The sequence below is a fragment of the Chitinophaga sp. genome (assembly GCF_039596135.1).
In the GTDB taxonomy this organism is placed as follows: domain Bacteria; phylum Bacteroidota; class Bacteroidia; order Chitinophagales; family Chitinophagaceae; genus Chitinophaga.
Genome location: NZ_JBCNKH010000025.1, coordinates 41870 through 57619, shown reverse-complemented (window position 1 = coordinate 57619; position 15750 = coordinate 41870). Strand labels below are relative to the sequence as shown.

Annotated in this window: 8 protein-coding genes; all 8 read left to right on the top strand. The window is 45.8% G+C overall.

Annotation, left to right across the window (positions count from 1 at the left end; translation table 11 throughout):
* Window positions 1-2 precede the first annotated feature (2 nt).
* From ABDW16_RS16160 to ABDW16_RS16125, 8 genes are read left to right on the top strand one after another with little or no spacing between them, the layout of a single operon-like run.
* Window positions 3-1019 (top strand): DUF4961 domain-containing protein, encoded by a 1017-nt coding sequence (locus tag ABDW16_RS16160; RefSeq protein WP_343671066.1) that lies wholly within the window; start codon window positions 3-5, stop codon window positions 1017-1019.
* Window positions 1020-1021: 2 nt separating this feature from the next.
* Entirely contained in the window at window positions 1022-4099 is a 3078-nt protein-coding gene (locus ABDW16_RS16155; RefSeq protein WP_343671065.1) for a SusC/RagA family TonB-linked outer membrane protein, read from the top strand.
* A gap of 13 nt (window positions 4100-4112) precedes the next feature.
* On the top strand, window positions 4113-5867 hold the full coding sequence (locus ABDW16_RS16150) for a RagB/SusD family nutrient uptake outer membrane protein (RefSeq protein WP_343671063.1): 1755 nt from the start codon (window positions 4113-4115) through the stop codon (window positions 5865-5867).
* Window positions 5868-5902: 35 nt separating this feature from the next.
* Complete coding sequence (locus ABDW16_RS16145) at window positions 5903-9043, top strand: TonB-dependent receptor (protein WP_343671062.1); 3141 nt, start codon at window positions 5903-5905, stop codon at window positions 9041-9043.
* A 4-nt stretch (window positions 9044-9047) separates the two neighbouring features.
* Window positions 9048-10151: a prolipoprotein diacylglyceryl transferase family protein gene (locus tag ABDW16_RS16140; RefSeq protein ID WP_343671060.1), complete on the top strand. Its 1104-nt coding sequence runs from the start codon at window positions 9048-9050 to the stop codon at window positions 10149-10151.
* 2 nt (window positions 10152-10153) lie between these two features.
* Window positions 10154-11281, top strand: a complete 1128-nt coding sequence (locus tag ABDW16_RS16135) for a DUF4185 domain-containing protein (protein WP_343671058.1) — start codon at window positions 10154-10156, stop codon at window positions 11279-11281.
* On the top strand, window positions 11281-14547 hold the full coding sequence (locus ABDW16_RS16130; protein WP_343671057.1) for a GH92 family glycosyl hydrolase: 3267 nt from the start codon (window positions 11281-11283) through the stop codon (window positions 14545-14547). The genes ABDW16_RS16135 and ABDW16_RS16130 overlap by 1 nt, the downstream gene beginning before the upstream one ends.
* Window positions 14548-14549: 2 nt before the next feature.
* A complete protein-coding gene (locus ABDW16_RS16125) occupies window positions 14550-15740 on the top strand; it encodes a sugar MFS transporter (RefSeq protein ID WP_343671055.1) in 1191 nt (396 codons plus the stop codon).
* Window positions 15741-15750 lie beyond the last annotated feature (10 nt).

Below are 15750 nucleotides of genomic sequence, written 5' to 3'. Positions count from 1 at the left end.
TTATGCTTCCACGTTTAAATATTAAAGGGCGTAAGATCTGGATGCTGTCCGCATTGCTCCTTATCGGCATAGTGTTCAGCTTCTGTCATATAAAAATTACTAAAGTTACCATCCCTGCGTCCGCCAAGGTAGGTGATGTGGTACCCATTCAACTGGACATTGATGAATCCTGCAACTCCAGCGGTAGCGATCGCCTCATTCTCGGTGTACTGATGCCCAAGGGCTGGAAAGGTACGCAGAATATGACAGCTACCTACCGGAGCAGCAAGGGCGACGGCTCCTTCACCATGGTGCCACTCACTACCCCTGCTGCTCACGGAGATGGCAAGAACTGGCCGGACTATATGAGAGCTACCTTCGGCATTGCCGGTAACCTCATTGATGATATGGAATGGGTCGTGATGCAGAGTGATAATCCATTCACCTATGCCAATGGCGATAAGATCACCGGCTCCATTTATATCAACCTGAAGGTAGGTGCTGATGATAATCCTACTGTTGTAAAACTGGCTTATGTAGTCGCAAATACATCCAACGGCTTTACCTCCGATACCTATTTCGATGAAGGCTATGGCCCTACCGCTGAATATTACAACCAGTATGTGGGCGATTGCTTTACTGTAACCGGCGGTAGCGGCGACCTGGTTGACTTTTGTAATCCGCAACTCACAACCGTTTCCCCACCTAAGTCGCTGGACAATGACCTGGTCACCATCTCATTCGACTCCAATGTAATTGAGACGGAACTCTCCGGCAGTGATGAAGTATACCTCTGTGCCACCGGTACCACCAGTGATGGACAAACCATCACCATCTGTGAACAGACTACTAAAACACTGATGAAAGCTGTAGGTGGCGGCCGCTATGAGATTACCCTCTGGCCCCGGTCATTCTTCGGTGTGAGCGATAGCCAGACCGTTACCAACATGACTTACTTCATCACAGATAAAACCGGCACCAAACAGGTGGGATATGGTAACACCACTGCTCCTTTCACTTACAAATTTAAATGTGGATGATTATGCGCTACATATTTTGCCTGATCTGCCTGTTTGCCATCACGCAACAAAAGATCTTTGCCCAGGACACAAAGAAGTCCGGCATCAATGGCACTGTTGTCAATGAATTCAGCGAACCTATGGCCGGTGTAAAGGTCATGGTGAAGGATACAAAAAAGGAAATATTCACAGATGCAAACGGGGAGTTTCATATAGATACACCTCCCGGTACCGTGTTAGTATTCCTGTGGAAAGATTACTATACCCGCGAGCTGAAAGCTGCTTCCGAAATGTCTGTACAGCTCACAGATGCATTCCTGAAATCTCCACAGCAGGTCGATATGCTGTATGAAAGAGTAGACCGGTCTAAAGTACTGGGTGCGGTGTCTACCATCTATACCAAACAACTTACCACGACTCCTGCTTCTTTATATGTATACGCATTTCCCGGTCAGCTGGCAGGCGTGTATACCAAGCAAAACAGCGGCTTCACTTCTTTTAATGTGAGTGAGATTTCTTCTTCCGCCGTAATCGGACAAACACTGGTGAACGCCTCCTCCAATAATAACCGCTCTACCGATAACTCCGAAATCAGTCTGAGTGTACGTGGACAGACACCTATCACCGTCATTGATGGCGTGCAAAGAGAAATCTCTTCTATCGACCCGGAATCCATTGAATCTATTTCTGTGCTGAAAGATGGGTTGTCTACCTTATTATTAGGTAATAATAGTTCCCGACCGGTGCTGCTGGTGACTACGAGGAGAGGAGAAATGGGCCGCCCGCATATCACATTTACCGCGCAGACAGGCGTGCAGCAGTCTCTAGGTTTACCTAAGCCATTACCTGCTTATCAATATGCTTACCTGCTGAATGAAACACTGATGAACGATGGTAAGCCTGCCCTGTACAGTGCAGAAGACTTCAATGCCTATAAGAATCATACCGATCCTTATGGTCATCCGGATATTAACTGGTTCAAGACCCTGTTAAAGGACTATACACCTATCTCTAACTACAAGCTGAATGTGAATGGTGGTACAAATGTAGCCCGCTATTCTGTGTCGCTCAGCTATTTTGATCAGGAGGGTATTTTCAAAACCAGCCCGGATGTATCTTACAGCACGAACAATAGCCTGAAGCGCTATGTCATCAATTCCGATATCGGTGTGCAGGTGAACCAGAACCTGAATGTGGACCTGCAGTTATTCGGCCGTGTACAAAATACCCGCGAGCCGGGCAGTGATTACAATGGTTTGCTGAATGCACTGTTTTCCACACCTAACAATGCATATCCTATCTATAACCGCAATGGTACTTTTGGGGGTAACAATATTGGCGGTAATGGTGGCCCTTACAGCAATAACCTGTTGTCAAGAGCACAGTATTCCGGCTACACACAAAACAACACCAATGACATTCTGGCGAATTTAGATTTGAATTATAACCTGAATAGTGTATTGAAGGGTTTAACTTTCAAAATAAAAGGCAACCTGGCATACCAGTCTATCACTGCACTGGACAGGAGCTTACAGAACCCTTCCTATGGATATGTAGACAGCGTCTATGTGATCTATGGTACAACTACTTCACAGCACAATGCATTCCGCACGGTGTTTACTTCCCGTCAGTCATACGCACAGGGTAGCCTGAATTATGACAGGAGCTTCGAAAAGAGTAATGTGAACGCGCAGCTGATGTACGACCGCAAGTCTATTGTGGCAAACTATGACCTGGCTTCTACTACTACCAATGCAGGTGGCAGGATCGGTTATGACTACAATAAGAAATACTTTGTAAATGCCACATTGATAGGTAGCGGCAATAACCGTTATCCAGATGGCAAACGCTGGGGGCTCTTCTACGGTGGCGGCCTTGGATGGGAGATGGGTAATGAAGACTTCATCAAAGAAAACCTGCCATGGATCAGCGGTTGGAAATGGAGAGCCACTTATGCCAAAACAGGCAATGCCAATATTGATCTGAACGCATCCTTATATTACGCTTATTCTCAAACCTATTCTTCGAATAACAATGGTAAGAATTACCAGGTAGGTACCGGCTACACTACCGTCTATTACCAGTACGAAGGTTCACTGGCCAATCCTTATATCACCTGGGAAAAAGGGAACAAGTTTGATGTGGGTACTGACATTTCTTTCTTCCGGAGTCATTTACAACTCACAGCAGATTACTATCATGATGTGTATTCAGACATCCTGGGTTATCGTGGCAATTCTATTGCTTTGCTGGGTACCGGTTATCCGCTGGAAAACATTGGTAAGAACCTTTACCATGGTATAGAGTTGTCACTGACTTACAATAACCACCTGGGCAATTTCAACTACTTCGTAACTACCAATGGCAACCTGGCCTATTCCAAAATCATTTTCAACGATGAACTGGCTACGCCTTATGCCTGGAACAGAAGAACCGGTTTACCGGTATCAGGAACTTTTTATGGCTATACATCTTTAGGGCTATACCAGGATGCAGAAGATGCAGCAAGCAGTGCGCACATCGCTGGTTACAGCCCGCAACCCGGCGATATCAAATACAAAGACCTGAATGGAGACGGTGTGATAGATGCCTTTGATCAGTCTACCATTGGCGGCACCAAACCATTGGCTTTCTTCGGTGTCACACTGGGTGGAAATTACAAAGGGTTCAACTTCAGTTTCGTCATACAGGGGGTAGGTAACAGGCAGATCAGTGCATTGAATAATGCTGTTGACCATTTTGGTATGGACTATAATACCACCAACGGACAGGTGTACGAAAATGCTACTGGCCGCTGGACGCCGGAGACGGCAGGTCAGGCCACACTGTCAAGACTGGCAGTATCTGCTACGAACAACAATACGATGTTCTCTACTTTCTACCTGAAGAGCGGCAATTATGTAAGACTCCGCAATGCAGAGATCGGGTATTCATTGCCTTATAGTCTGCTGAAGAGAATACGCATTTCCGGCTTGAAAATATTCGTGGATGGCGAGAACCTCTTTACCATCGCGGGTTTTAAAGGCATGGACCCGGAGGTACAACCATACAATTATCCCATTCAGCGGGTAGTCAGTACAGGTGTTAGTATTAAGTTATAAAAGAGATTGAGCCATGAAAAAACATATTCATAAAATACTGCTGCTCGCTGCCCTTATCAGTGGTTGCAAAAAGTACGAGCAGTTTCCGGTAGATAAAGTGACAGGCAATTATGTCTTCGATCCGCTTGATTCTGCGGGTGTGAATGCACAATCTTTCCTGTATGGTATCTATGCCATCGTAAAGAATGGACACAACCGTGCAGATGGTGATTACCTGGATGCGGCGGGTGATGATGCGGTGTCTTCACAGACGGGTAGCAATATCGCTGTGACGCTATTGGCTACAAATGCGGTGACATCGTTCAATTTTCCGGGTGCGGAGAATTACTGGGAAGGTACGAACCTCTCACAGGCGCCTACCAGCTCTGGCGTGCCGGATGCTTTCTGGGCGGGGATTCGTAATGCAAACATCTTTATCAATGGCATAGGCGTGGTGCCTGTAAAAGGTAGTTTACCCAATGGTACGACTACAGCACAGGTATGGAGAAGTGAAGCACGTTTTCTCCGGGCCTACTTTTACTTCGAACTGGTAAGGCGCTATGGCGGCGTGCCATTGCTGGGTGATAAAGTATATAATATCGAAGATAACCTGGAAATTCCACGGAATACTTTTGCAGACTGTATCACCTATATCGTAAGTGAATGTGATGCAATCAAAGACAGCCTGATTTCTGCACCTGCATCAGATGGTGATAACTACAGGGCTACAAAAGGAGCCGCGCTGGCACTGAAGGCAAAAACCTTGTTGCTCGCAGCAAGCCCGCTATTTAATGGTGGCAATATTGAGAGTGGCAATGCCCTCACCGGCTATACCGATTATGATGTAAACCGCTGGACACAGGCGGCACAGGCTGCAAAAGATGTGATGGACCTGGGGGTGTATGCCCTGTTGCCTTCATTCACACATATCTTCCTGGACCAGAATAACAGTGAGCGGATCTTTATTCGCCCCGGCAATAATTCTACCGGAATCGAAACCAGGAACGGTCCTGTAGGTTTTCAGGCTGGAGGCACGGGCAATACCAGTCCTACACAGGAATTGGTAGATGCCTTCCCCATGCAGAATGGGCTGCCCATTACGAATCCTGCTTCTGGTTATCTCGCAGCTGATCCGTATAGTTTACTGAATGATGTAAAACGTGATCCCCGGTTTAATGCGACTATCTTTTACAATGGTGCTACCTGGTTAAGCAGCACAGTAGATACTTATGAAGGTGGTAAGAGTAAGCCAAATTCTTCTCAGCAACAAACGGAGAGTGGTTATTACATGCGCAAATTTATGGGTGACTTTGAAGCTGCCACTACCTACAGCAATCATTCTGCCGACTGGATTGTACTGCGCTATGCAGAAATTTTGCTGGGATATGCAGAAGCCCGTAATGAAGCAGAGTCTGCACCACAGTCAGATGTATATGAGCAATTGTATGCCATCAGGGCAAGAGCAGGTATTGCAGCAGGAGATGATGGCAACTATGGTCTGACACCTAATATGACACAGGCAGAGATGAGGGCCGTAATACAAAATGAATGGAGAATTGAGTTCGCCTTTGAAGAGCACCGTTACTTCGACATCCGTCGCTGGAAGATAGCAGGTACTGTCATGAATCAGCCACGTAGGGGTATAACCATTGTAAAGAACGGTTCTTCCTATACCTATAATGTCGCTAACATTCTGACTACTGTGTTCAAAGACAACCAATACCTGTATCCGATCCCTTACAATGAAGTGGCGAAGAACCCGGTTATGAAGCAAAATCCGGGATGGTAAGCTACTCAATTCTTAAAAATTACAAACAATCAGATATGCGGAAAATAATACTGCTGATTTGTATAATAATAAATTTACTCCCCGGCGTGCTGCTGGCGCAGCACCGGGTTATCACCGGCGCTGTGCGTGACATTCAGGGGCCACTGCCTGGGGTGACAGTGGCGGAAAAAGGGGTACCTACGAATGGTATGATCACTGATGCAGCGGGTAAATTTAAACTGACATTAAAAGGTGCTTCCAATGTGCTCGTGTTCCGTTACCTTGGTTATGTGACCCGGGAACTGAATGTGGCCGGGAAGAGTGATGGGATAGATGTAACATTGGCTTCAGATAACCAGGCATTGGATGAGGTAGTGGTAGTGGGATATGGTAAAACCACCCGTATCACCAGCACCGGTTCTGTCAACACTATCAATGCTGCTGAAATCAGGAACGTGCCTACAGCTAATGTACAGAATGCACTGTCTGGCAGATTGCCGGGTTTCTTTTCTCAACAGTCATCCGGTCAGCCTGGTAAAGATGCGTCTGACTTTTATATTCGTGGTGTAAGCTCACTGAACCCTGCCGGGAATAAGCCTTTGATCATCGTGGATGACGTGGAGTATACTTATGATCAGCTGCAACAGATCAATGTGAATGAAATCGCTTCTATCTCTGTATTGAAAGATGCCAGTACCACTGCCATCTATGGTATCAAAGGGGCGAATGGTGTACTGGTAGTAACTACCCGCCGTGGTAAGCTGGGTAAACCGCAGATCAATGTACGTGTGGAAGGTGGTGCACAAACACCGACCAAGATACCTAAGTTCCTGGATGCATATGAGTCTGCACGCCTCATCAACCAGGCAGATGCAAATGATGGTCTGACAGCTGAGTTCACACAGGCAGACCTGGATGCATTTAAGAATCATACCGACCCTTATGGTCATCCTGATGTAAACTGGTATGATGCAATTTTCAAACAGTTCAGTTATCAGCAGAATACAAATCTCGATATCTCAGGTGGTAATGAAACTGTGAAGTACTTCATCTCAGGTGGGGCTATGAACCAGAATGGGCTGGTGCGTTCATTTCCTGATCCACGTGGTACGGTGAATACCAATTACAATTTTAAAAGGTACAATTTCAGGTCTAACCTGGATTTGAGAGCGAATAAGACATTGACGATGCGACTGGATGTGACCACTCGTTTTTCAACGACAAATTCACCGAATTTATCAGCAAACAGTGCGCTGTCAGAGGTATTTGATTTTAGTAAGCTGACGCCGTTTACAGCGCCATTTTTAAATCCAAATGGTTCTTATGCATACGCATATTCCCGTTTCAATACCGGACATTTACCGACCTTAAATGCAAGACTGGCTACAGGTGGTTATCAAAACGCAAAGAGAACGGATTACAACATCGTATTCAATGCTACTCAGCAACTGAATAAGATAACGGATGGCTTGTCTATCAGCGCGCGTATCGCTTATTCCAGCCAGGAACAATATACCAGGGGTACGGGCAATTTTGGTTCTATCCCTTCTTATCATTACGATCCTACTGATCAATCTTATACATTGAATCCTGCAGGTTCTTATGTATTCTCCAATATTTACTATTCAGGGAATACGAATATTTATACAAACAATGTGAACTTGCAATTCTTTTCCAACTATGACCGCACCTTTAATCAGAAGCATCATGTGACGGGTCTGTTATTATTGAATCAGCAATCCCAGACATTTGATGCCTATGATAACCTGGATGCAGCGTCAGTAGGGGTGCCTGCAAAATTTCAGGGGGTTAGCGCCTCTGCAAATTATGAATATGCCGGTAAGTACCTGGTGGATCTGAAAGCTGCTTACAATGGTACGGACCGGTTTGCGGCCAGCCATCGCTTTGGTTTGTTCCCTGCAATTGGTCTGGGGTATAACCTGTCTGGCGAGAAATTCTTCAAAGAAGCATTTCCGGTATTTGGTTTGTTCAAGATCCGTGGTTCTTATGGTATAGTGGGGTCTGATGTGGCGCCTAATAACCGGTATATCTATGCGCAGAACTATATTCAGAATGGGAATACTTATCCGTTTGGAGAATCTCCTTCCAACTATACCATGTTCTACGAAGGTAACCTGGCAAACAGTAATGTGGTATGGGAGAAACAAAGGGAAACCAACCTGGCCATTGATATCAATATGCTGAAGAATAACAAACTTTCAGCTACTATCGAGGTGTTCAGGAATGTTCGTTATGATCAGCTGATCGTACCTAACAATGTACCTGATATCATTGGGGTAGGATTGCCGGCTGTGAACATAGGCCGTACACAGAACCAGGGCTTTGACGGTCAGATCGGTTATCACAGCAGTATTGGAAATGTACAGTGGGGAGCAAATTTTGTCTTCTCTTATGCAAAGAATAAGATCCTGTACCAGAGTGAGGCATCACCGGCTTATCCCTGGTTAGCACATACCGGCAAGCCGTTGAACCAGCCATTCGGTTATCATTCATTAGGGTACTATACACAGGAGGACATTGATAATGTGAATGCATATATGTCAACGAATGGTGGCAGCAATGCCGGGAACAAGACGGTGGCAGTGCCGGATAATGGATTGCCATTGCATGCAGGTGACCTGAAGTATCAGGACCTGAACGGAGATGGTTTTATCAATGTATTCGATCAGCGTGCCATCGGGCATCCCAACCTGCCTAATACGAACCTGGGTCTGAACCTGCAGGCATCTTATAAAGGGCTTAGTCTGAGTGTGCTGCTGCAGGGATCTTTCAACTACAGTTTTATCATTACAGGTACAGGCATAGAACCATTCATTGGTCAGTTCCAGCCAATCCACCTGGAAGCCTGGACACCTGAGACAGCAGGCAGTGCAAAGTATCCACGACTGACAACGAATAAGTCATCAGTGAATAGTCCGACCTATTATCCATCCGATTACTGGTTGGTGAATGCGCATTATATTCGTTTGAAGACAGTGGACCTGGGTTATCAGTTCCCTACGAAGATGCTGCCTTTTCACCTGAACAGTGCGCGGGTGTATATGAGTGCTTACAACCTGTTTACCTGGGATAACTACCGTAAATATCAGCAGGATCCTGAGATCAGTACGAATACTGCGGGGGATGCGTATATTAACCAGCGGGTGGTTAACTTAGGTGTACAATTAAGTCTATAAGCATATGTTTCCTACTATCGGAGATCTTATCAGTTACATATTCCACGTTAACGCGAAGGTAAACCTTCAGACTTTTGGTTCATGCATGGCCCTGGCTTTTGCCGGGGCCTATGTAGTGTTTGTAGCTGAGTTTAAGCGAAAGGAGAATGATGGAACGATAAGTATTGTGAAGGTCAAAACCGCCAGTAAAACCATGGAAGTGATAGTGAATGCATGTATAGGTTTCCTGATAGGGTATAAGGTGGTGGCGATATTACTGGCGCTCTGGCAGGGGCAGGATCCGGTTGCGTTGTTGTTTTCCCTGCGTGGAAATTGGATAGCAGGGGGGGGGCTGGCATTCGTATGGGGCATATGGGCATATAGCACTCATAAAGCAATGGCGTCACAATTTATACATCCCTACCAACTCATGCCCTACATTGTATTCATGGTGGCGGTATGGGGTTTTATTGGCGCCAAACTATTTGATGCGGTAGAGCATTTTCAGGAGCTTTTATATAACCCTGTAACAGTACTGTTTTCACGCAGTGGGTTTACTTATTACGGGGGGCTTATATTCGGGGCATTGACTTATCTGTACATAGGATACCGGCATAAAATCAAACTGATCCATATGGCAGATATCGGTTCTCCGGGCATGATGTTGGCATATGGCATAGGGCGGATTGGTTGCCAGTTGTCAGGTGACGGAGACTGGGGAATTGTAAACAGGCATATAAAGCCGGGCTGGATACCGCAATGGGCATGGGCATATACCTATCCGCACAATGCAATTAATGCGGGTGTGTTTAAACAGGGGTATTATGAACTGCCTGCAGGTGTATATCCTACACCTTTGTACGAAGCAGTGTTGTGTATTTTATTATTCCTGGGGATGTGGATGGTCAGGAAAAGATTGCGGGTGCCGGGGGCAATGTTTTTTTTATACCTGGTATTAAATGGGGTGGAACGGTATTATATTGAAATATTGAGAGTAACGCCAAAATATACCCTCTTTCAGTTGAGCCAGGCGCAGATGATTGCCTTACTTTTTATGGCCGGAGGGGTGGCAGGATTTGTTTGGTTAACGGGTAGATCTTATTTTTCATCTACAAAACAAATTCCGTAGTTATGAAGAGACTGCTTTTTATATTCTCAGGTCTGTTACCGTTTTTAAATATACAGGCACAATACAGGGTAGAAGAGGTGCCTGAGTGGTCCGCATTGTTCATCAGGAATAATGGTTGGTTTGGTGGTGATGGTATTTATTCTATTCCTTTTAATGGGGTGGAGAACCGTCGGTCAGACAGCCTGCTTTTTATTTTTAGTGATTCCATGATTGGCACAATAGAAAATGATTCATTACAACCCGGCTCCCGCATGATTCACAATAGTGTGGCGATCTGGAACGGGCATGAGATGAAATTCTACTGGCCGGAAAATGAGCAACATGAAGCAGTATCCGTATTTGAACCATCTACGCCACTCACGGAGAAGAATGACTACTATTGGCTGGGAGATGGTTTTGTGAACCAGGAGCAGGATAATACGCTTTATATATTTGGCTATCGCATCCACAATGTATCGCAGGAGGCTTTTGGATTCAGGGAGGTGGGGAATACACTGATAAAAATTTCGAAAGGCACAAAGCCCCCATTTACAAAGTATGAGCAGATGGATACGCCTTTCTTTTTTACAGATAAATCCGGGCAGATTGGTTCATATGGTGCGGGTATTTATGTGAATACAAAGAAGGCAGGCGCGCCTGCACCTGATGGCTATGTGTATGTCTACGGGGTACATGGCATGGAAAAGGGCATGGTAGTGGCCAGGGTAAAACCTGCTGAATTTGATCATTTTGATCAATGGCGTTTTTATGATGGCAGGGCATGGGTGAAGGAGATGAATAAGGCTGTTGATGTAACAAATAAAGTGTCGAATGAACTCAGCGTGTCGCCATTGCCTGATGGTAAATACGCACTCATTTTCCAGGAAGGTGGTTTAGGTACCACCATCGGTATGCGTGTAGGTACTTCGCCTGTTGGCCCTTTTGGACCTGTGATCAGATTATGGGATTGCAGTAAGGATGCGGAAGAGAAAACCTATGTAATGTACAATGCCAAGGCGCATCCGGGCATTTCTGCGCCTGGCGAACTGTTGATCAGTTATAATGTGAATTCAGTAGAATTTTTTAACGACCTGCAAAAACATCCGCATTTATATCGTCCACGTTTTCTCAGACTTAAATTAACTCATTGATGAAGCAATTATTATTAGCCTTGTTCCTGTGTGCTGTAGTGATGCGTGGCATGAGCCAGGTTAGCTATGTGAATACAAGACAGGGAACCAACAGCAAATATGAATTTTCTTATGGAAATACCTATCCGGCTACGGCATTGCCTTTTGGTATGCATACCTGGACGCCGCAAACGGGGAAGAATGGAGATGGATGGAAGTACCAGTATTTTGTACATACGATCAGGGGTTTTCAGCAATCGCACCAGTGCAGTTCGTGGGTGAATGACTATGCGGTGTTTTCTCTTTTTCCTGAAGCAGCGTTGGTGGTGGATGAAGATAAACGTGCGGCTGCTTTTAAACATGAAAATGAAACCGCACAACCGGGTTATTATAAAGTGACTTTTGATAATGGGATTAAGACAGAATTTTCTCCAACAGAAAGAGGGGTACATTTTCGGTTTTCATTTCCTGCTAAGAAAGCTATCATTGTATTAGACGGGTATACCAAAATGAGCCAGGTGAAAATAGATGCCGTTGGCCGCAAAATTACTGGTTATGTCAATAACGCCCGATGGGCGCCACAGAACTTCCGCAACTATTTTGAGATAATATTTGATAAGCCATTTAAGGCATATGGTACATGGGAGAAAGATAAAATAAATGCTGATAATGCTGAGGCAGAAGGGGAGGGTGTAGGTGCTTATATAGACTTTGGCAATGCAAAACAGGTAGAAGCAAAAGTGGCTTCTTCCTATATCAGTCCGGAGCAGGCTACACTCACATTACAGCGTGAATTGAATCATAGTTTTGAAGAGACGCATACAGGTGCTGATAAGGTTTGGAATACCCTGCTTTCAAGGATGAAAGTAGAAGGTGGTACGGCAGAACAAAAGGCTACATTTTATTCCTGCCTCTACCACGCCAATCTCTTTTCGCATCAGTTCTTCGAGTATGACAAGGAGGGACATCCTTATTACTTCAGTCCTTACGATGGCAAAATCCATTCCGGGTATATGTATACCGACAATGGTTTCTGGGATACTTTCAGGGGGCAGTTTCCTTTGAACACTATTATGCATCCAACTATGGAAGGTCGTTATACACAGGCATTGCTGGATGCGCAGGAGCAATGTGGCTGGTTTCCTGCCTGGTCATTTCCGGGAGAGACAGGGGGGATGCTGGGTAATCATGCCATTTCTTTATTGGCAGATGCCTGGGTAAAAGGGATCCGTACTTTTGATCCGCAGCAAGCATTGAAGGCTTACTTTCATGAAGCGACGAACAAAGGTCCATGGGGTAGTGCCAATGGCCGGCCGGGGTGGAAGGAATATTATGAAATGGGGTATTGTCCGTATTCAGAAAAGACATTAGGCGCTTCGTCCTGGACACTGGAATTTGCTTACGATGACTTTTGTGGCTACCAGCTGGCAAAGATGACGAATCAGCCATTCTATGAAAACGTGTTTAGTCGCCAGATGTATAATTACAAAAACCTGTATGACCCTGCCACTGGTTTTATGCGTGCAAAAGATGCAGAAGGGAATTGGGTTACACCGTTCGATCCGTTGGATTGGGGTGGTCCTTATACAGAGGGGAATGCGTGGCACTGGACGTGGTCCGTATTTCACGATGTGCAGGGATTGATCAACCTGATGGGCGGGGAGCAGCAGTTTACCAATAAAATCGATTCCGTATTCAGCATACCGGGCACTATCAAAGTAGGTGGTTATGGTCAGGTGATTCATGAAATGACAGAGATGGCGGCTTTCAAAATGGGGCAGTATGCACAGGGGAATGAGCCGATTCACCACTTGGTGTACCTGTATAATTATGCGGGGCAGCCATGGAAAACCCAGTGGCATGTAAGGCAGATTATGCAGAACATGTACAATGCAACTGAGAATGGTTACCCCGGCGATGAAGATCAGGGGCAGATGTCAAGTTGGTATGTGTTGAGTGCTGCGGGATTCTATAGTGTATGCCCGGGAACAGATCAGTATGTGATAGGTAGTCCTTTGTTTCCAAAAATGACGATCACACTCGAAAATGGACGGGAATTTATTGTAGAGGCGGAGAATAACAGTCCGCAAAATGTATACATCCAGTCAGCGACATTGAATGGGGTGCCTTATGAGCATAACTATATCACCCATACGGCTATTATGAATGGAGGGGTGTTGCACCTTGTAATGGGGCCTGAGCCTAACTTTAAAAGAGGAATAAAACCGGCAGACAGGCCATTTTCGCTCACTTCTTCCGGTTCCTGGGTACTTGGTCCATTTACCCGCCCTGCGGGCGTAAATCCATTAATAAGCCCTGATACGACCACCGCCTTTCGCGATCCTATGACGGGGGAGCAGGTAGGCTGGGAATCCAATGATACATTTAATCCTGCAGCTGTTTTAAAAGACGGTAAAATCTGTATTCTTTACCGGGCAGAAGACCGTTCCGGCAAAGGGATCGGGATGCGTACCTCCCGTTTGGGACTGGCTACGAGTGAAGACGGGCTGCATATTCAGAGCCGTTTGAAAGCACCTGTTTTATTCCCTGACAATGACAATGCAAAGGAATTTGAATGGAAAGGGGGCTGCGAAGATCCCCGTGTAGCGGTGACAAAAGATGGTACTTACCTCGTATTATATACAGAATGGAATAATAAAGTACCCCGTTTGGGGGCTGCGCTGTCCAGAGATCTGGTTCATTGGGAGAAGAAAGGCCCTGTGTTCAAAGGCGCCTTCCGGGATATTGCTTCCAAATCTGCCTCTATCCTTACAGAAGTGGATAATGGCCAGCTGGTGATTGCTAAAGTAAATGGCAAATACTGGATGTATTGGGGCGAGCATCATGTCTATGCTGCAACTTCCGATAACCTGTATGAATGGACCCCGCTTACGACCCCGGATGGTAAACTGAAAGAGCTGATGTCTCCCCGAAAAGGGTATTTCGATAGTGACCTCACAGAATGTGGCCCTCCGGCGGTAAAGACTTCCCAGGGAATTGTATTGTTGTACAATGGAAAGAACAATGCGACAAATGGAGACAAACGCTATACAGCAAACACCTATGCGGCAGGGCAGGCATTATTTGATCTAAATGCCCCGGATGTGTTGTTAGACCGGCTGGATCAGCCTTTCCTGGTACCGCAGGAGGCTTTTGAGAAAAGCGGACAATACCCGGCGGGTACTGTTTTTATAGAAGGACTTGTGTTATTCAGGAATAAATGGTTCCTTTATTACGGCTGTGCGGATTCGAGAGTAGCTGTCGCGGTTGCCGGTAAAAAGGAATAATAATGAGCGCTCGACCAAATTTCACGGAAAGAAAATACCTGACTATCTTTTTATTTGTGACCTCCCTGTTTTTATGCTGGGGAGTGGCACTGACCCTTGGGGATGTATTGAATCGACATTTTCAGCATGTGTTGCACATTTCAAAGTCAAGATCCGGGTTGGTACAGTTATCCCTTTTTGGGGCGTATGCGGTAATGGGGATACCGGCGGGTATATTCATGAAGCGGTTTGGTTATAAGCGTGGAATTTTACTGGGTTTGTTGTTGTATGCCTCGGGCGCATTTTTGTTTATCCCGGCGGCAGAAGCGGTTTCTTTTAATTTTTTCCGGCTGGCGTTGTTTGTGTTGGCTTGTGGGCTGGCCACTCTGGAAACGGTTGCGCACCCGTTGATAGCGGCCTTGGGAGATCAGCGTACCAGTGATCAGCGTATCAATTTTGCCCAGTCATTCAATGGACTGGGAGGCGTGATCGGCCCTGCGCTGGGGAGTTATGTGATCCTGAAAGAATCGAATGATTTACTGGCTGTGCGGGATCTGTATATGGTGATAGGCGGGGTGATTGCTGTGCTGGCAGTCGTGTTTTTGTTTATAAAGGTACCCCCGGTGCAGTATGCTACGCATGAACACCTGGAGGGAGCAAAGCCCCTGATCCGGCAAAAGCACTTTGTATTTGCGGCGGTGGCGCAGTTTTTTAATACAGCGGCACAGGGGGGGACCTGGGCATATTTTATCAATTATGGGCATGATGTGATGGGGTTGAGCGATGAAAAGGCCGGATATTTTTTCTCTCTGAGTATGATACTGCTGATGATAGGTCGCTTTGTGGGTACGGGTTTGATGCGTATTATTACCCCTTATAAATTATTGACCCTCTTTGCGGGTATGAATATAATGATGTGTATTATTGTTGCGCAGCAGTGGGGCTGGGTCTCGTTTGTGGCTTTGTTAATGATCAATTTCTTTTTCAGCATTATGTTCCCGACCATTTTTAGCCTGGGGTTGAAGAACCTGGGAAAACGCACGCAGCAGGCTTCTTCATTCATCGTGATGGGAGTGGTAGGAGGTGGAATTTTTCCGCCTTTGATGGGGCTGATCGCTAACCACAATGTAGCTGCGGCGTACTATCTGCCTGTCATTTGTTATATCGTGATATTATTATTTGGGTATAATTACCCACGGCTGGGTAAAAATTAATCTATTTTTG